The organism is Lacihabitans soyangensis, assembly GCF_024343775.1.
Lineage (GTDB): Bacteria > Bacteroidota > Bacteroidia > Cytophagales > Spirosomataceae > Leadbetterella > Leadbetterella soyangensis.
Genome location: NZ_RJUF01000046.1, coordinates 1 through 17,739, shown reverse-complemented (window position 1 = coordinate 17,739; position 17,739 = coordinate 1). Strand labels below are relative to the sequence as shown.

At 44.5% G+C, this 17,739-nt stretch carries 15 protein-coding genes, 1 tRNA gene and 1 pseudogene; 14 read left to right on the top strand and 3 right to left on the bottom strand.

The annotated features are described in order from the left end of the window. The 14 genes and pseudogenes from EGI31_RS13105 to EGI31_RS13040 all read left to right on the top strand — a co-directional run. A pseudogene (locus EGI31_RS13105) lies at nt 1-251 on the top strand (hypothetical protein); the annotation flags it as partial. 12 nt (nt 252-263) lie between these two features. Then, nucleotides 264-611, top strand: coding sequence for a hypothetical protein (locus EGI31_RS13100; protein ID WP_255037681.1), 348 nt, complete (start codon nt 264-266; stop codon nt 609-611). A 4-nt stretch (nt 612-615) separates the two neighbouring features. Further along, complete coding sequence (locus EGI31_RS13095) at nt 616-2,049, top strand: hypothetical protein (RefSeq protein ID WP_255037680.1); 1,434 nt, start codon at nt 616-618, stop codon at nt 2,047-2,049. Between the two features lie 192 nt (nt 2,050-2,241). Further along, nucleotides 2,242-2,799 (top strand): hypothetical protein, encoded by a 558-nt coding sequence (locus tag EGI31_RS13090; RefSeq protein ID WP_255037679.1) that lies wholly within the window; start codon nt 2,242-2,244, stop codon nt 2,797-2,799. Between the two features lie 102 nt (nt 2,800-2,901). Then, nucleotides 2,902-4,650 carry a hypothetical protein gene (locus EGI31_RS13085; protein WP_255037678.1) on the top strand — a complete coding sequence of 583 codons (1,749 nt, stop codon included), beginning with the start codon at nt 2,902-2,904 and terminating at the stop codon, nt 4,648-4,650. A gap of 503 nt (nt 4,651-5,153) precedes the next feature. Continuing rightward, nucleotides 5,154-5,723 carry a hypothetical protein gene (locus tag EGI31_RS13080; RefSeq protein ID WP_255037677.1) on the top strand — a complete coding sequence of 190 codons (570 nt, stop codon included), beginning with the start codon at nt 5,154-5,156 and terminating at the stop codon, nt 5,721-5,723. A gap of 181 nt (nt 5,724-5,904) precedes the next feature. Further along, complete coding sequence (locus EGI31_RS13075; RefSeq protein ID WP_255037676.1) at nt 5,905-6,771, top strand: BRCT domain-containing protein; 867 nt, start codon at nt 5,905-5,907, stop codon at nt 6,769-6,771. A 187-nt stretch (nt 6,772-6,958) separates the two neighbouring features. Then, nucleotides 6,959-11,482, top strand: coding sequence for a phage tail tape measure protein (locus EGI31_RS13070; RefSeq protein ID WP_255037675.1), 4,524 nt, complete (start codon nt 6,959-6,961; stop codon nt 11,480-11,482). A gap of 107 nt (nt 11,483-11,589) precedes the next feature. Further along, entirely contained in the window at nt 11,590-13,068 is a 1,479-nt protein-coding gene (locus EGI31_RS13065) for a hypothetical protein (protein WP_255037674.1), read from the top strand. Between the two features lie 350 nt (nt 13,069-13,418). Next, a complete protein-coding gene (locus EGI31_RS13060) occupies nt 13,419-13,826 on the top strand; it encodes a hypothetical protein (protein WP_255037673.1) in 408 nt (135 codons plus the stop codon). Further along, nucleotides 13,823-14,044 (top strand): helix-turn-helix domain-containing protein, encoded by a 222-nt coding sequence (locus EGI31_RS13055; RefSeq protein WP_255037672.1) that lies wholly within the window; start codon nt 13,823-13,825, stop codon nt 14,042-14,044. The genes EGI31_RS13060 and EGI31_RS13055 overlap by 4 nt, the downstream gene beginning before the upstream one ends. Then, on the top strand, nt 14,034-14,387 hold the full coding sequence (locus EGI31_RS13050; RefSeq protein WP_255037671.1) for a hypothetical protein: 354 nt from the start codon (nt 14,034-14,036) through the stop codon (nt 14,385-14,387). Before EGI31_RS13055 ends, EGI31_RS13050 begins: the two co-directional genes overlap by 11 nt. 203 nt (nt 14,388-14,590) lie before the next feature. After that, the gene (locus tag EGI31_RS13045) at nt 14,591-15,049 is read left to right on the top strand and encodes a hypothetical protein (protein WP_255037670.1); all 459 of its coding nucleotides are present in this window, start codon (nt 14,591-14,593) and stop codon (nt 15,047-15,049) included. Then, nucleotides 15,046-15,504 (top strand): hypothetical protein, encoded by a 459-nt coding sequence (locus tag EGI31_RS13040; RefSeq protein WP_255037669.1) that lies wholly within the window; start codon nt 15,046-15,048, stop codon nt 15,502-15,504. The genes EGI31_RS13045 and EGI31_RS13040 overlap by 4 nt, the downstream gene beginning before the upstream one ends. A gap of 138 nt (nt 15,505-15,642) precedes the next feature. Here EGI31_RS13040 and EGI31_RS13035 read toward each other — a convergent pair whose 3' ends face one another. The 3 genes from EGI31_RS13035 to EGI31_RS13025 all read right to left on the bottom strand — a co-directional run. Then, complete coding sequence (locus EGI31_RS13035) at nt 15,643-16,848, bottom strand: tyrosine-type recombinase/integrase (protein WP_255037668.1); 1,206 nt, start codon at nt 16,846-16,848, stop codon at nt 15,643-15,645. 75 nt (nt 16,849-16,923) lie between these two features. Then, nucleotides 16,924-17,010 (bottom strand) — tRNA-Leu (locus tag EGI31_RS13030). A gap of 66 nt (nt 17,011-17,076) precedes the next feature. Continuing rightward, nucleotides 17,077-17,739 (bottom strand): SH3 domain-containing protein (locus tag EGI31_RS13025; RefSeq protein WP_255037667.1); only part of this gene is annotated, 663 nt, incomplete at its 5' end.

Below are 17,739 nucleotides of genomic sequence, written 5' to 3'. Positions count from 1 at the left end.
ATACTGGCGACCAAGGTGGCTGGGTATTCAAGGGCTTGCAAGGGGACAAGGGTGACACTGGCGACCAAGGTGTGCAGGGTATTCAAGGTCTTAAAGGCGATAAGGGCGATACTGGCGACCAAGGTCCGCAAGGAGTTGCTGGTAATACCAATGTGTTTATTCAAGAAGCCGAACCTGTGGTGGCGGGGCCGTTTATTTGGTTTGAGACTGATGCGACGGGTAAGGTGATAGATATTAGACAATCAATTTAAAATTTTAAGGATATGCCTACGGAATCGATTTTGGGTGGATTGAGCAAAGAGGAGACTCAATTGGAGATGAAGGATTTGGCTCAGATGGTGGCGGATTTGGCAAGTTCGGTGAACACGTTGGTGCAGTTTTTATATGCGAATTCGCCAAGGGTAGATGCGGCGAATAGGATGGCCGTGAATGGTTCTGAAACAACGCAGCCTGTATCGGGAACGGTAACGGCATCGGTGGCGAATGCGACAGTGAGCACTGTGACTACTGTGGCAGCTGTAAGTAACCTTGTGGCGGTAAGTGGGCAGCCTAACCAGTATGTTGGGCAGGATGTACCGACGCACATTTATGATAACATTAAAATAACGTAATTATATGGCGACGCAAGTTAATTTAAGAAAGATGCTTCACCCGAAGAGGTGGGAAAATAGAACACCCTGCCCGACTAACTCGACGGCGGGATCATTTGTAACATCAGATAAGTATGATTTACTGAATGGCTCGAAGGCGTTTTATGTGCAGTCGGCAGCGGTGATTTACATGTATGAGGGTGATGAGGACTCATGGATTCAGTTGCCTGCATCGGGCCTTGGAGGTACTTTTGGTGCCGGTGCTTGTGGGGAGTTTAGGGCATTGGGTGCTATGGGTGGTACTTTTAACCAGACTGTAACGGCTGGTGGTGTGGCTTCGTTGACTACGAATAAGACGATAGTGAGGAGTTTGGCGGGGATGCGTTTGAGAGTAATACAGGGTACTGGCTTGGGCTTTGATGGTACGGTGGTGTCTAATACGCTGGGAGCGAATGCGGTGATTACTACCAGTGGGGGGTCGTTTGGTGCTGATACTGTGTTTCAGTTGTTTTCGGGGTCATTGTGGATGGCGACTGCTGGTGCGGTGGGTTTTGGGGTATATGACCGAGCGACTAATGCTTGGACGGCACGAAGTGTGGTAGGACTACCAGCTTGGGGAACTGATGGGCAGCTGGTTTCTACGATAGGATCGGCGAAGGAGTTTGCTACAGGCCAAGCAACAGCAGGAGCAGCTACAACGCTAACCAATGGTGCTAAGGCTTGGGGAACAAATATGTGGGCCAACTACCAGGTGAGAATTAAGACGGGCACTGGTGCTGGGCAAATAAGGACGATAGCCTCTAATACTGGAACGGTGCTGACGGTGTCGGCAGCGTGGGCAGTAAACCCTGATGCTACGAGTGTGTATGCGATAGAGGGCAATGGGGATTTTATGTATTTGTTGGGTAATAATGCTGTAACCTTGTATCGCTACCAGATATCTACCAACACCTGGTCGACCTTAACTCCAACGGCAGCAAGAGCTGGTGCGATGGGTGCTGGTGGAACTGCGAGCTGGATTGATTCGGTGACTGGATGGGATAATGAGACGTTGATCAATCATAACCAAGCGGGTACGATATTTAAACAGAATGGTAGATATATTTACTCGTTTAGAGGTGCTGGTGTGAGTACGTTGGATGTGTATGATATAGCGGCGAACACATGGGTGTCGGGCTTGCCGTATGGAAATCAGCAAGAGACGTTTACGACTGGAACGCACTGCTGTGACTTGGATGGGAATGTGTATATTCAAAAGGAGAACACTGGAAGGTTTTTTAAGTTTGATGTGGGCGTGAATAATATGACGTCGCTCTCTACGAATGTGACGCCACAGGGTGCGGTGTTGGCAGGGAATAGGATGTTTGTGTTGCCGTATACGGATGGTGGAACTGAGATTAATTTCTTGTACTCGGTGGTGCATACGAGTAATATATTGAATAGGTGTTTGTTGGTGTAGCCCCCCGGCCCCCGGTGGGGAAGTTGAGCCCCCCTAACCCCCAAAGGGGGAGTTGAGCCCCCCTAACCCCCAAAGGGGGAGTTGAGCCCCCCTAACCCCCAAAGGGGGAGTTTGGATTTGAGTGGTGAGTGGTGAGTGGTGAGTGGTGAGTTTTGAGAGACGCATTGCAATGCGTCTGTACTTTGAATTTTTATGGCGAATAGTATTGGTGAGGGTGATTTGGAGGAGATTGGGCGTGATGTGAGTGAGCTGATTGATGAGCTGGCTGGCATGGCGGATGCTATTTTTACGGGTGCTGTGGAGCGAAGCGGATTGGTGTTGACAGGTGAGCTGAAGGAGAGTGTAGAGGCTGATGTGAAGGCTAGTCTGAATACCTGGGGAGGAGAGATTGATGTGTTTTTTAAGGACTATTGGAGATACAAGGACATGAAGCAATACGAGTACAGCTCGGGTGCTTTTATTAATGTAGATGCGATTAGGGCTTTTGTGAAGAAGCTGGGCGTGGGGAGTTTTAGGTATGTGAATGGCTACAATGATGCAACGAGCATAAGCGATGAGAAGAAGATTGATAGGATTGTGCGGTCGATTGTTTTCTATAGAAGGAAAATGCCAGTGGTGAGGAATAATAGGAAGGACCGGAAGCGATTGTATAATAAGACGAAGGTGGCGTATATGAATTTGTTGAGGAAGCGAATTATGGGTCTGTTGGGTGTGAAGGTGTTGATTGGGTTTAGGGAGAGTATGGAGTAGCCCTGCCCGTGTTAACCACCCCGCCTTCGGCACCCCTCCTTGGGAAGGAGGGGAATGAAGGAGGGGAGCAGGATTGAATTTTTAATTTTAAATTATATAGTGATGAAGTGGAGAGTGGATGGTATGAGACGCCAAGCATGGCGTCTGTGCATGGTAGTGATGATGTTTGTGGCCATGCATGGCGTCTGTACAGGGCAGAGCGTGGTGAAGGATCTTGAGAATGTGAAGAAGCCGGCTTTTGGGAAGCTTTATTTTTCGAGGAAGGACTCTGGGGTTTATGTGTGGAAAGGCAAATGGAGTAAGGTGCTTCAAGAGACGGGCTTCGGCTCCGCTCAGCCACCGGTTCAACCACCCCCGACCCCGATAGCCCCCCAGCCCCCGGTGGGGGAGCAAGGCCCTGTGCTTCAGGAGATTCCTTTGGGGTTTTGGGAGTTGCCGGATAGGTTGTTGGTGGCGAAGCTGCTGGATGGAAAGTATCATTTGATGCAAACTGACAGGAATAGGAGTTATTATGTGCCGAGGGGTAAGAACCTTTTGCTTGATAGCAGGACGAAGGTGAATAGTGACGCCCTTCGACAGGCTCAGGGTGACAATGGCGATGGTTTGGCGACTGGTAATAGTGATGTGGGTGGATTGGCTTCGCCTTCGACGTTTAAGGATGGGTTGATGACAGCTAAGGGGTATGTAAAGAATGCACAGGGGGAGTGGGTCCTTCGACAGGCTCAGGATCCTATTGTAGTTGTGCCGCCAGCCCCCCAACCCCCAGTGGGGGAGCCTGTGGCTGATAAGATAAAGATTCCAGTTGGTGCAATTATGTGGGATGGGTGGCATTATGATTATTGGAATGATGTTAACCCAAAGTATGACATATTGATAAATCATGTTTCGAAATCGAGATTGGTAGCAACTGAGTATATGGATCAGTTCAGGGTTTTGCCTTTTTACGGACAATATCACGCACCGGAAAAGATTAAGATAAGGTATAATGTCAAGTGGAATCAAGAACTTGGGCGTAATACTTATGATGAGATGGAGCGTGAGGTGCAGGTGAAATATGATAAAACCCAGGCAGATTGCGATAGAGAAATTCAGTATTATGCAGAAGCTGGTTTTGACTTCTTCTGCTTTAATTACTACAACAGTGATAGCCCACTTAGTGAAGCTCGATTGCAGTTTGTTAATTCGACTAATAAAAGAGGCATAAAGATGACGTTTATGTTGGCTTCGAAACGCAATGATACAGAGATTAATTACATTACTGATTTGATGCTGAAAGATTGTTGGTTTAAGATTGACAATAAGCCGGTTTTATACTTTAATAATAAGGACATGGAGGATTTGCCTAAATACAAATCGGCGTATGCAGCTAAAGGTGGTGGCGAAATATATGTGGTTTATTATAGCATGGGTGGAACTCCTGGGGATTTTGGGGAATACATGAAGTTTGGAGCACAAGCTGGTGGTTCTTACACACTATTTGTGGGTCAAAAGACGGCAGAGGAATTTATGAAGGCTGAAGTAGAATCTAGGGATAACTGGATGAGGCAGTATAAACACACTCATCTTAATATCATTCCAACGCTATCAACGGGCTTTGAAAATTTACACAATAGAAGTTCTCTTGATTTAAATAAGGCAGTGACTGTTGGTAAGGCATCGCTTGCACAAATAGAGGAGAAGTTGGTACTGATGAAGAAGTTTATTGTCGAATATCCCAACAAAGTACCTGCGGTGCTGTGGTATGCTGGGAATGAGATACTAGAAAGTGGAAACCCTATAGTGCCGACTAAGCGTAAGGATGGCAGTATTGATACTAGTATGCTGGATACTATTAAGAGGCATTTGGAGTGATTGGTTTCCGTGTAAACCACCCCACCCTTCGGGCACCCCTCCTTGCCTTCGACAGGCTCAGGCTGACAGGAGGGGAGTAATAAGGATAGTTAGGGTTTTGTTTAGAAAGACAGATTAGTTTGGAAATGCCGAGGGCTTTGCTCTCGGTTTTTTTTGTTGCGAATCGATAACAGTTTTAGACGCAACGCATTGCGTCTTTACCTTTTTTGTATGTTTGTAGTATGAGAGGATGGAGACATTATTTTGTATGGTGGGATGCATTGGTGTGGGCCTTCGACACCTCGACACGCTCGGTGCGGGCTAAGCTCAGGCTGACAGCAAGGAAGCTTTTTGCTCGATTATCGGGCAAATAGCCGATAAATAGGAATATCGGGTTTAGAGCCGATATTTGGTGGTTTTTAGCCCAGCCCCCCAGCCCCCAGTGGGGGAGTGATTGTGAAATAAAGTTTTTTTTGTAGATTGTGAGCTTAATTAATTATTCACAATTTAAACGCTCATTTCACATGAAAAGATTATTTTACTCGTTGGTGTTTTTTGGATTTTTGTTTGCTGCTTGCGAGGGACCTGCTGGCCCTCAAGGAGAAGTGGGACCTGTAGGACCTACGGGTGCGACTGGTGCTGCTGGACCTGCAGGGAAGGATGGGACTAATGGCAAGGATGGTGCTGCTGGGAAAGATGGTAAGGATGGGACCAGTGCGACTGCTAGGTATTATGATTTTGAGTTGGATTGGACTGGTACCACAAGTACCTCAGTAGAAAATTATAGGATACCGAACTGGGACTTTAACAAGTTTTATGCTATTACTTATGTTTTTAGTGGCAGTTTATATAAGCCTTTGGGGTTTGTGGCTGTTGAGGATTTACTGACTAAAACTACAAATGTTGTAGACATGCAAGAGACGTATACGAATAGCCCTACTGGACTTATGTTTGTGACTGATTTAAGATATAAAGAGAATGGCCCTAGTAGGTATAAGTTTAGGGTGGTGGTAGCTCCGATGGTGGCTGGTGGAAGGATGGCAGCTGATACGCCCTATGAGGTGGTGAAGGCTAGGTATGGATTGAAGGATTGAAATCCCCATATTTCCACAGAAAATTCCCCAGAAAATTTTAGCCCTGCAGAGATGCGGGGCTTTTTTTTGTTATGAACTGGCGGAGAGTGTCTTGAGTGTGTATAAATGTGGATATGTGGATATTGTTGTGGAGAAAGTGGGTTGTAAGTTGTGGTTTTAACACTATTAAACTAACAACGACATGGGAATTGACAATTATTTGGTTTTTGACCTTGCTTACGAGGAAGGCTTTGATGGGCTTCATGGGATAGCCATATTGTATGTAGAAAATGGCAAAATAATAGAACAATACTATAAGGAACTTGCTGAAAAGTATGCACATGTTGAAGATACAGAGGACATCGATTTAACAGAGGATCACGAGATAATTTGGAGTGAAATAAAGGACTTGATTAAGAAAAGTGATAAAATGGTTTGCTTTAGGTCCGCTGTACATAAGACGAATTTTTTAGAAACATTCGGGCGTTTTTGGAGTGGATTGGAGAAATACCTGTTTATTGACATAAGTAGTACAGCTTCAAATAACATTAAGGAATGTCCTGGCTACAGTAGAGAGGCATTAGCAGACTTCTTTGGGTTAGAATTTGATTATCAGAGTAGAACTGAATTGTCTGAGGCTATTTTGAGTTTTGAAATTCTCCAAAAAATGCTGACCTATGTAGGGCATGAAACATTGAGTGGATTAATTCAAGAGAGAAAACAAAAAAGGGAGGATAGTGCGATTAGCTTTTTTAAGACTCTTTATGGGGAAGCTGACTTGGATGGTGTTAAGTACTGGGATGGTGAGTTTAAAAAAGAAGACCTGATTGGAAAAGTTTTTCTCGTGACTGGTGAATTTGAGGAATATCCTGGGAAGAAAAGAGGCGATTTGGAGAAGTTGTTTGTTGAATTTGGAGGAGTAAAGAAGGATAGTGTGAGTAAGTTACTTGATTACGTTATTATAGGAAGCGGTGCTGGACCCAAAAAGCTAGAGGCAGTGAAGAAATTACAGTCTGAAGGGCATAAGTTGGTAGTAGTTAGTTCAGAAATGATTGAAGGGATTATTTGAATTTGTTGGCTGGATTTAGAAGCCCCGCAGAGATGCGGGGCTTTTTTTTTGTGCTTGGGTGAGCTGTGAGCCGCAATGCATAGCGGGCCTTCGACAGGCTCAGGCTGACATTGGAGGAAAAAGTTTTGCCCTGTGTGGGGTGTGAGGCTGTGGTTATTATTGTGGCTGAACAAAACGGGTGTGGAGAATGGGGACTTTTAGTGATGTAGCCGAACTGAGGATTAAGATACTGGGCGATGGTGCCCAGAATGATATGAAGTCGCTGAAGATGTCGGCGAAGGAGATTAAGGACGAGCTGCTACTGATGGAGAATGCTGGCCTGAAGAATTCGAAGGCGTATAAGGAGATGAAGACGCTCCTGAGCGATGTGAACATGGCGGCTAAGAGTAGTTTGGCGACGTTTGACCTGCAGAATGCTTCTCTGAACGAAATGCGAGCCAAGAAGGCTGCCCTGAATGCTGAGCTGAATAAGCTGGTGGTGGGCAGTAAGGAGTGGATGGCTAAGATGAATGAGATAGCCCCGATAGCGGAGAAGATAAATACCACTCGGGAGCAGATGAAGAATTTTGGGAAGGAAGCTGAGGTTCAGCAAAGTCTGTGGGGAAAGTATGGCGATTGGATAAAGGGTGCTTTTGCTGTGACGGGAATTATGGAGATGTGGCAGGCATTGAAGGGATTTGCTAGCGGTAGCTTGGATGAAGCGAAGAAGTTTGAGAGTGCTGCACAAAGCCTTAGAGGTGAGGTGGTAATGACAGATGAGCAGTTTCAATCCTTGAAGAAATCGGCAAAAGAGAATGGTGAGGCGTTTGGTATGACTGGTGAACAAATGCTAAATGCTTATAATGCGATAGCATCGGGCAAGTCTGACCTGATAGATGTTAAAGGTGGAATAGAAGCGGTGACTGATGCTGCGATTATGCTGGCGACGAATGGGGAGATGGAGCTGGCTGTATCAGCTAAGGTAATGACCGAGAGCTTGAACCAGTTTGGTGCTGAGGCGAAAGATGCGGCGAAGTTTGTGGATGTGCTTAGCACGGGTACACAAGTTGGAGCGGGTAAGATTCAGGAAATAGGGGCTGCTCTAAAATATGCCGGACCAATGGCAAAGGCAGCAGGATTGAGTTTTGGAGAGACAAACGCAGCTTTGCAGATTTTACACCAGAATGGTATAAAAGGTGAGCAAGCCGGTACGGCTCTTAGAGGTATGCTTGCAAGGCTACTTAAAGGAGCAGACGACACGAATCCGAGCATAGTGGGTATGGCAACGGCTATGGATAACCTGGCTAAGAAACAGTTGAGTGCAAAGGACATGACGGCGTTGTTTGGCCAAGAGGCTGTGAGTGCTGGTATAGCTGTGGTGAGCAACTCTGAGAAGTTGAAGGAATGGACTGCTGTGATAGAGAAGGGTGGCGGAGCTGCTGCTATGTATGCCGAGAAGACCAAGACTGTGGAGTTTGCAGAAAAACAAGCTGCGGCGGCTTATGCCAATAGTCGACAAGAGATAGGTGAGAAACTTCTTCCTATTTGGGTGAGTTTGATAAATTTCTTTACACAGTATGGTATACCGAGTATACAGGCGGTGGCTACAGCTGTGATAGGGTTGATTCAGGGTTTGATGGCGATGCCCAAATTTGTAATAGAGAATAAGGAATTGTTTATAGGGCTAGGAGTGGCTTTGGTAAGCTTGAATGGAGCTAACATAGCGGCTGCTGCGAGTGCTTTATATATGGCAGCTGCCGAAAAAACTCGAGCGATAGCTACGAGGGCTGGCGTGGCTGCTCAGTGGCTTATGAATGCAGCATTGACGGCTAATCCGATTGGATTGGTGATAGCTGCAATAGCAACTTTTACAGGCGGAATAGTGTGGGCATATAAGAATGTAGACTGGTTTCGGGCTGGAATACAGGCTACATGGGCAGGATTGAAGGAGTTTGTGAAGGTTATATGGGATGTAAATGTGGCAGTATACAAGCTCGATTTTAGCAAGGCTTGGGAAAGATTAAAAAATGGATGGAGTAGTGTGAGTAAGGCGAGTGGAGATGCATATGCTAACTCGATGGCTGAAAGTAATAAACGTGTGGCAGCTGATACGGCCAAAACTTCGAAGGCAACTGGAGACACAGTGGTAAAGGCTGCAAAAGAGACAGGTGCAAAGGTAGTGCAGATAGATAAAGAAACAGCCAAGGAGAGAAAGGAAGCTGCTGATAAAACCAAGGAAGCCTTGGTGAATGCCCATAAAGCGATGCTGAAAGAGATAGAGAAATCTAATGATTTGGCGGAGAAAACTATTCGGAAGAGTCTTGAGGACCATGTGAAGGCAGTGAAGGCGAATAATGCTGATGAACTGAAGGCACATGAGAAGCTGAATGAGGAGATGCGTGAGAATGCCCTGAAGATGGCGAACTTTAAGGATGCTGCCATGAAGCTGGAGCGTGTGAAACTGGCCAAAAGTGTAGAGGAAATAGAGCAGATAGAGCGTGAGTATGCGGAAAAAGCACTGCAAAGGGAACTGCAAAGCTCAAAGGATAAGCTGGCTGCGAAGGATCGGGAGTTTAAGGTTTTGAAGGCGATGGGGCTGCTCTACAAAGAAGAAGAGGACAAACGATCTACCGAGATACTGAAGCTGAAGAGCGAAGTGGCTGATAAGGAGATGGCGATTGTGAAAAAAGGGGTTTCTGATAAGCAAAAGGCACTTAAGGAGTCGGCTGATGCAGTAGAAAAAATATGGAATGAAGAGGTAGAGGCCTACAAGAAGAGTGTAGATGAGCAGAAAGAAACTGCCGAAAAAATGGCTGAACACTTCAATAGAGTGGTGGGTGAAGTAACCAAGGTTGGTTATGCTTTTGCCCAGAATTTACTTGGAAATGCTGGTGAGGAGATTGATGCATTGATAGGCAAGACTACTGATAAAGTAGAAAAAGCCAGACTGGAGAGCCGGAAGATTAGTAATGAGATGGGCAAGAGCTTCATAGATACTGTGGCGAGTTTTGCGACTGGAGATGTGAGTGGGGGGATTTCGGGATTGATAGGTGTGCTGAGTGGGGCTGTGAGTTTGTTTAACCAAAATGCACAGATACTGGTGGCTGAGCTGGAGGTGCTATATGATAAGCTTAGTGCTGATGCAAATTTTCTGATGAGCAATGTTGAGGCTGTAAAGAGTATTTATGGTGATATGACATTTAATATGCCGAGTTTTGATGATTATAGCAAGGTGACGAGTGCGATAGAGGCTTCGATATCGGCAGAGATAAAGGTTGGGCAGCAGATACAGGACAATTATGAGCTGGCAGCTGGTAAGGAAAACGAGTACTTTGAGCAAAGGAAAAGGAGTATAGAGGAAGCGTATGCACTGGATGTGCAGCGTATCAATGATAAGTATGACTTATTGGCCCAAAAGGCAGGGCAGGCTCAAAGTGCGGAGTCACTGGCTTTGCAGAATGCATCAAATGAACAGCTGCTTGCTCTCATAAAAAATGAGGACGCGAAGCTTTCGGTGATGGCGGAGTTCAATACCAAGAAAAGTGACATACTGAGGGCGACGGCATTGGCTGATATGCAGATAACTGACCAAATGGATGCTGCCACCGTGAAGGCTATCAATGATGCTAGAGACTTGAGGGCTAATGAACTAAGTAAGTTGGCTGACTGGTACCAGGGAGAGTTGGTGTTCATGGTTAATAATGAAGACCAAAAAAGAAAGGAGTATACCATTACTGATCAAATACTGAAGGGGCTAAAAGAAGCTCAGGATGCGTTGGATCTAAAGTATAAAATGGCTGCCATAGTTAGGGAGCAAGAGAAGACTACTGAACTGGTGGCATTGGAGAAGAATAAGAATTCACAGCTTGAGGCTGAAAGTAAAAGATATAATGATGCTTTGGTAGCGTTGGGTGTGGCTCGTGATGAGGCTTTGACGGCTAGTTTTAATCGATTGAAGGACGCCATGAACAGCGGATATCAGGAAATGATTGATAATGCTGAACGACTTTATCAGAAGGGTATTATCACAGCAAATCAGTTTGTAGAGCTTGTGAATCAGATTAGATATTTTAAGAGCTTACTGAATGATGGTGGATATACTGATACAGGTGGACCTGCTCCGACTTTTGAGCCCGTGGTGATTCCAAGGTTTTCGAGAGGTACTGAGTATGTAGACGAGGGCGATTATTGGCCGGATGGCACTGATACGGTACCAGCGATGCTGAATAAGGGTGAACGGGTGCTGACGGCCGTGCAGAATAAGGCGATAGGTGATATGAGTAATGAGGAGTTGGTGGCTAGGGTGGCGGGCTTCGGCTCCGCTCAGCCACCGATATATTCTGTGGATATGGGATTGGTGGATAGGATTGGGGCTAGTGGTGTGCCTACAATGGGTGGGCTTCGGTCCCTCGACAAGCTCGGGACAGGTGGGTATAGTAGTTGGGTGAGTGGCTTCGGCTCCGCTCAGCCACCGGGTGGGGGAGCTGGCGGTGGTGGTGCTGCCTTGACCACCCCGGCACTTCGTGCCACCCCTCCTTTACAAGGAGGTGAAGGGGATGTGGCTGGGGCTTTGGCGAGGAATAATGAGCTGATGCAGGCGTTGGTGAATTTGGTGGCGAATGGCACGAATGAGGAGCTGAAGCGGATAGCTGAGAAACCGCCTCTGACGCTGCATGATGTGAATGTGGCGAAGGGGGTGGAGCGGGATGCTAGGGTTTTGAGCGATTTGTAACCACCCCGCCCTTCGGGCACCCCTCCTTGGGAAGGAGGGGAATTAAGGAGGGGAGTTATAGTTGAGAGACGCCATGCATGGCGTCTGTACTTATTTAATTTAAGATTATGATAGATATTGTGGTGAATGGGCAGGCTTTGGACTTTGGTCGGAGTGATAATTTTACGCTGGAGCGTTGGAATCCGTTGTTGGATACGAATACGATACGGGGGAATAGGATTTTGGATTTTGAGATTCCTCAGACTCCTGGGAATAATAGGGTGTTTGGGAATGTGAATAATCCGCAGGTGGGGCTTAGGCGTGAGCTGTTGCCGTGTGCCCTCAGACAGGCTCAGGGTGGAGTGGTGGAGCGTGGTTTTTTGCAGTTGAAACAGATACTGAAGTATAATTATGTGGTGACTTATACGGCGGGATTTGGGGAGATGTTTGGCGAATGGACGGATAAGAAGCTGAACGAATTGGATCTGGGCTCTGAGGCTGTGCCGGGGGTATTTGTGGCGGATCCTGTGGTGGGTACGGCGAAGTATTGCTGGCCGAAAATGAAGAATGAGGCGTTTTATGGTCAGAATGGCTTTAGTGGCTATATGAATAATTATGTGAGCGGTAGCTACACAGGTACGCCCATGGTGCCGATGTTGTTTGTGACGAAGGTGCTGGAGCTGATAGGTACGCTGACTGGGGTGACGTTTGGGGGTACGTTTATGAGTGATGCGACGATAAAGCGGTTGATACTGCCGAATACGGCGAGCTTGGATGGGCTGACCACGATTAGCTATGCGAGGCATTTGCCTGAGCTGACGGTGAGGGAGTTTGTGCTGGGTTTGGCGAATACTTTTAATGTGGCTCTGTGGCTGAATGCTGAGCGGAAGACGGTGACAATGGATTTGGCGGATGGGTGGTATGTGCCGGGCTTCGGCTCCGCTGGCTTCGGCTCCGCTCAGCCACCGGTGATGGATTGGAGTAGGAAGTTTGGGCGGTTGGTGGAGCGGGTGCCATTGGCTAAGAATAGGCTGCAGCTGGAATGGACTAAGGATGGGAATGATGGGTTGTTGAAGGAGGTTGAGGTGACGTATTTAGCCCCCCCCGCCCCCGGTGGGGGAGCTGGCCCCCTAACCTCCGGTGGGGGGACTGATGTGTGGAATGTGAAGAGTCCGTTTTTTGGGGTTTTGATGGAGGGCGGTTTGCCTGTGATGAGTATGGAGGGGGTGAGCGAGAATTATAATCAGCTGAGCAAGAAGTTTGGGGCGAGGTTGGCGTTTTGGAATGGGTTGAGCCCCCTAGCCCCCGGTGGGGGGACTACATATCCAGTTGCGAGTGATAGCTATGGAGGGAAGTATCTTCGACTCCGCTCAGATACCGGGCAAGATATAAGGAGTGGGTATTGGGTGAATTTTGAGCGGTTTTTGAGTAAGACTTATAGTGTGGTGGGTAGGACGGTGCTGAATAGCTATGAGCTGAGCCTGCTGGATATGCACAAACGCAAGGGCGAGGTGACGCAGGTGTATGCCCAAGGGGCGTATTATATGATAGGACACCAGCGGATCCAGAAGAATGGGGAATGGAGTGGGGAGCTTTGGAGGGTTTAGCCCCCCCAACCCCCGGTGGGGGAGTTATGGTGGATTGGTTATTGGTGGATTGGTAGTTCCTTAATACATAAGATATTGGTTCTTAGGACATAAGTAAGTGGTGCTTAGTACATAAGATATTGGTGCTTAGTACATAAGGTAATGTTCTTTAAATTGACACTAATGTTCGTTAATGATAGTTGATTGTCAAATATGGCCCCGAATATTGGGGCTTTATTTTGTGGCCTTATTTAGAATAAAAATAAATTAGAAAAAATAATTGTTCAATATATTGCACAATTAAAATAAACCTATTAGCTTTACAACATCAAAATAAATGAGCGGTGCAGCTCAATAAACTCTGCGACAAAATGATGAAAACGCAAATTGCAAATCTTAGAAGTGGTCAAAAAGGACAAATTTTAAATCAAGATGTTGATTATAGCAGATTACCACAAGCAACATCACACAACGGTCATGCAGGATCTAATCATGCTTTGGTTTCAGATGTATGGGCTAAAGTAACAAGTGAGAATGAAGATAGTATGAAAGTTAAATTATTTGGAGAAATATTCGAATTGAAGGCAAATTGGTCTGTTTCAAGAAAAAGCGTCAACTATTTCTGTTCTGTTTCAAAAGAATTTATTGAAAAAATTGGTATTCCTGTTGCAAAAAATGAAAATCCTTGGATTAAGATTTCTTTGGGAAACAATATTGAAGTTAGTAATGGAAAAAAATATTCTGTAACAATATGCCCATCATTAGTAACAATTATATGAATGATAAAAATTTAACTGAAGCCCGAGTAAGAATCGGGCTTCAGCTTTTGAAAAGGCGTGAGAGCCTTGGCTGGACTCAGGAGGTTTTGGCGGAGAAATTGGAAATTAGTCGCTCGACTGTAGCCAAGGTTGAGAAAGGCAAGTGGTCTTTTTCGATTGATTATTTGCAGAGGTTTTGTGAAGTTTTGAATCTTAAAATTGAATTACATGAGTGCTGAGGAGCTTTTTGTGCCAGAATTTCTTTTGGCTGAGATTCCTATTAAGGATAAGAGCGTGCAGGATGACCGGCTTTGGATTTACTCAAGTAAGTATGTGTCGTTGATAGAGGCTTACTGTGAGGGATTTGTAGTGTTTGTTTTTCCGCTGAATATGATTCAGAAAAAGTTTGAGTATGTGAATTCGGACGGTGTGACAGAGACTTGGAATTTGGTTTTTGTGCAAAATAATGTTGGGTTTGTGGATTCGGAAAAGAATCCAGTGGAAGTTCTGGACGATGCGTTTCATTTTCTGGAGACTTATTTGACTTGGGAGGATATTAATTTGGATTTTGGCTCTGAGTAAAAAAAAAGTATATGATACAAAGCCCTGAGAGATTGGGGCTTTTTTTTGTGGGTAAAATTGTATTATTGTAATAATTATATGACAAAATAAAGATATTTATAAATATATGTAAAATATTTGTCATAATCTATTGACATTTAAAATTAACCTGCTATATTTGTAAGGTAATCAGCAACGTAGCTGGGACATTTAATAACAAGACAATGGAAAATTTGAATTTAGGTTACACAAAAACAGTATTAGGAACATTTAAAGTTATCCCTAACAATGCTACTGAAATAATAAATAATCAAATAGAAAAAGCAAATGCTTTTTTAAAAGGAAAAGGAATAATTGGAGACCTTGTTGGACACAATATGCTTCATAAAAGAAAAAATGAAAATATAATTGTACATTATAGTAATGGAAACATTAGATTTAGTGTAAACCTAGCCAAAAAAACAATTTTATTTAACTTAAATGTAAAAGAAGTAGAATTTGAAATAAATAAGAACTTGATGGTATCAGTTCAGTTTGGAAATGAATTTAAAAAGAAATATTTCCACATAAATGAATTTGCTAAAATTTTTCCAGCATTTATTGAAATAGGAAGAAATAGAAATGGAGTATTTATAGAGCCTAGAAATAATAATAATGTAGAAAAAGAAATTTATCCAGCATGAAAAATAAAGAAATGGAGGAGCTAGACTTAGTATTCGACCAAGGAGCTCACATTGTTGAGTTTCTAAAGTCAAGACCTTTTATAAGTGTAAATCAGGTTGAAATTGCAGCTGGAATGCCCAAAAGTTCTTTGGCAGCTGCTATGATAGGAAAAAGAAATATCCCTGTAAAATATTGGTACACGCTTAATAATATCCTTTCGGCATATGGTTACAGTATAAATGATGCTGTAGAATGCGACCCGCCGTTTGACCTTGAGCTACCTTTTAAAAATCTTGAAATAAGCGTACATGAGGCAGGTATTTATTTTAGTAAAAATTATGCTGAGGTGAAAGATGTTGAGGTTTTCCTGAATCACGTACTGATAGCTTTAGAAAAACGACAGGAGAATGAGATTAAGGAGTACGGACGGGAGTTTGTGCTGGATAGTAGGTTGATAGGTAAAGAAGAGATTTGAGGCCCCGAGAGATTGGGGCTTTTTTTGTGTGGGTAGCCGAAAGCCCCCCAGCCCCCGGTGGGGGAGTAGATGAGCAGCCCCTTCGACACTTCGGCAAGCTCAGTGCAAGCGGAGCTCAGGGTGGCATTGCGGCTTTACTCATAGCTCGGGGAATTTGTTTATTAGGGTGTAGTCGAAGTATATGCCGAGGTCACGTAGGTAGAGCAGGGTGGTGGCGATGTCTTTGTGGCGGCACTGGCTTCGGATGAGTTCGATTTCTTTGGTGGCGAACCAAAGGGCTATGACTCCTGTGTGTTTCCAGGCGTAGAAGTCGTGGTTTAGGCCAGTGAGTTTGGTGGCTTCGAGGGCTTTTACATGCCGTCTGTACCAGTGGTTTTTGTCGACCATGGTTTCGGAAGGGCCGTCGGTGCCTAGTATATAGTAGTGTTTGGGGTAGTCGCGGAGTTTGTATTGTTGGATGATTTTTTCGAGGGCTGCTGGTATCATGACGTGTTCGGAATCGCCTGATTTGGAGTTTTGGCCTTCGATGAGGATGGTTTTTTCGAAGAGGTTGCCAATGGTGAGGCTACGTAGCTCATATCCAGCACGGATGAATCCGTAGTAAACGAATGATATGGCTAACCAAAGCCTTGGGTCGTGCTCGAGACAGTAGTTTTTGATGGCAAGGGCTTCTTGGTTGGTGTAGGATTTGTGTTTGGAGGCTTGGACGTCGAGGTTGTCGATGCCTTTGAATGGGTTTTCGTTTATGGTTTTGCGTTTTTGGTAAAAACCAAAGAATGCCGAGTTTGTGGCCTTTAAGTTATTTATGCGAAGGTTTTTGAGTTGTTGATCTATAATGAGGTAGTCGATGTATGCCTGGGCGTGGTTGAATGTGAATGTGCCAAGGGTGAGGTTTGTTTGGTTTGTGGTTGTGAGATAGTCTGTTAGTTTCTGCAGGTCGGATTTATAGGTTTCGTAGGTTCGCGGTTTTTTGGAGCCTTTGATGTATTTCAAAAAGAAGGCGATGGCTTCTAATAGTGGTGTTTCGGGCTGGATTGGTCCTATTTGTTTTTTTTGGACAGGGTTTATGACTGCTCCAGCGATGAGCTGCTGGTTGGTTTGCTTGATGAGTTTGGCCGCTTCTATCTCCCTTGCTTTGGCGGTGTCGTCAGATAGGACGTATCTTTTACGGTGTAGTTTCTGTTTGGTGGCATCCCAAACGTAGAATTCTACATACCATGGTTTTTCCAGAGAGTTGTCCTTGGGTTTTGATAGTCGACAGAGTTTGTAAGGGTAGGTTTCGGACATTGGGATGAGTTTTGATTTGTCCTGGATTAACTGCTGTTGGGCTTGTTTGGCTGTCATTTGTTTGTCATTTTGACAAATCTGACTTCTTGAAAAGCCCATAACGTACTGTATATATGCACGTTATGGGATTTGTGGTGACGAAGAAGAGATTCGAACTCTCACAAGCTTTCGCTCACTACCACCTCAAAGTAGCGTGTCTACCAATTCCACCACCTCGCCATTGCTGCCGCAAAACTATAAAAATCTAGCTAATTAAAAAATGAGAATCTCATATTTTTTACAGCCTTAACTGTTCAAAATCCATGTATCGTTTTTGTGAATATACACTATCTTTCTATTCCACAGTACTTTAAGCCAGATATCCTCTTCGCCAAAAATATTTATTTTATTTCCAGTTTCTATGGTTCCTACAATGGGAGATCCAGATGATGGGTGCTCACGAAAGAAAGATTTCTTGTTGACAATGGCGGATTGATACCTGTTGGGGACATTGATGAAAATCAAAAGAAAAACAATAAACAATCCTACCAGTATCATGTGGCGACGAAGAATTTTTTTGTTGTAGATTTTTTTTCGAAACAGAATAATCAGAATAAAGACTCCAATTAAAATCACCGTGTAGAGAATGTAAATGTAGAATTGTTGATATAACACCAGGATAAAATTAAGATCATTGCGTTCAAAACCTGTGAATTTATTCTCCAAAGCCATTTTATTCATTTTTTCAAACACCTCATCGTCGGGGTTGAGGTTATAATAATTGTTCAAATAGAAGATAGCTTTCGGAAAATCTCCCAAACTTTCGTAAATGTAGGCCAGTTTGAGAGAAATATTTTTCTTATTCACTTGGTCATCTCTAAATATAAGCTCATATATTTTTGCAGATTCTGAATATTCTTTTGCACTAAATAAAGAATCTGCTTTTTTAGCCACATCATTTTGTGCCTT

Bases quoted from the DNA above. Each gene is read 5' to 3' on its own strand.
- EGI31_RS13100 (WP_255037681.1), top strand. From the start codon at position 264: ATGCCTACGGAATCGATTTTGGGTGGATTGAGCAAAGAGGAGACTCAA.
- EGI31_RS13095 (WP_255037680.1), top strand. From the start codon at position 616: ATGGCGACGCAAGTTAATTTAAGAAAGATGCTTCACCCGAAGAGGTGG.
- EGI31_RS13090 (WP_255037679.1), top strand. From the start codon at position 2,242: ATGGCGAATAGTATTGGTGAGGGTGATTTGGAGGAGATTGGGCGTGAT.
- EGI31_RS13085 (WP_255037678.1), top strand. From the start codon at position 2,902: ATGAAGTGGAGAGTGGATGGTATGAGACGCCAAGCATGGCGTCTGTGC.
- EGI31_RS13080 (WP_255037677.1), top strand. From the start codon at position 5,154: ATGAAAAGATTATTTTACTCGTTGGTGTTTTTTGGATTTTTGTTTGCT.
- EGI31_RS13075 (WP_255037676.1), top strand. From the start codon at position 5,905: ATGGGAATTGACAATTATTTGGTTTTTGACCTTGCTTACGAGGAAGGC.
- EGI31_RS13070 (WP_255037675.1), top strand. From the start codon at position 6,959: ATGGGGACTTTTAGTGATGTAGCCGAACTGAGGATTAAGATACTGGGC.
- EGI31_RS13065 (WP_255037674.1), top strand. From the start codon at position 11,590: ATGATAGATATTGTGGTGAATGGGCAGGCTTTGGACTTTGGTCGGAGT.
- EGI31_RS13060 (WP_255037673.1), top strand. From the start codon at position 13,419: ATGATGAAAACGCAAATTGCAAATCTTAGAAGTGGTCAAAAAGGACAA.
- EGI31_RS13055 (WP_255037672.1), top strand. From the start codon at position 13,823: ATGAATGATAAAAATTTAACTGAAGCCCGAGTAAGAATCGGGCTTCAG.
- EGI31_RS13050 (WP_255037671.1), top strand. From the start codon at position 14,034: ATGAGTGCTGAGGAGCTTTTTGTGCCAGAATTTCTTTTGGCTGAGATT.
- EGI31_RS13045 (WP_255037670.1), top strand. From the start codon at position 14,591: ATGGAAAATTTGAATTTAGGTTACACAAAAACAGTATTAGGAACATTT.
- EGI31_RS13040 (WP_255037669.1), top strand. From the start codon at position 15,046: ATGAAAAATAAAGAAATGGAGGAGCTAGACTTAGTATTCGACCAAGGA.
- EGI31_RS13035 (WP_255037668.1), bottom strand. From the start codon at position 16,848: ATGACAGCCAAACAAGCCCAACAGCAGTTAATCCAGGACAAATCAAAA.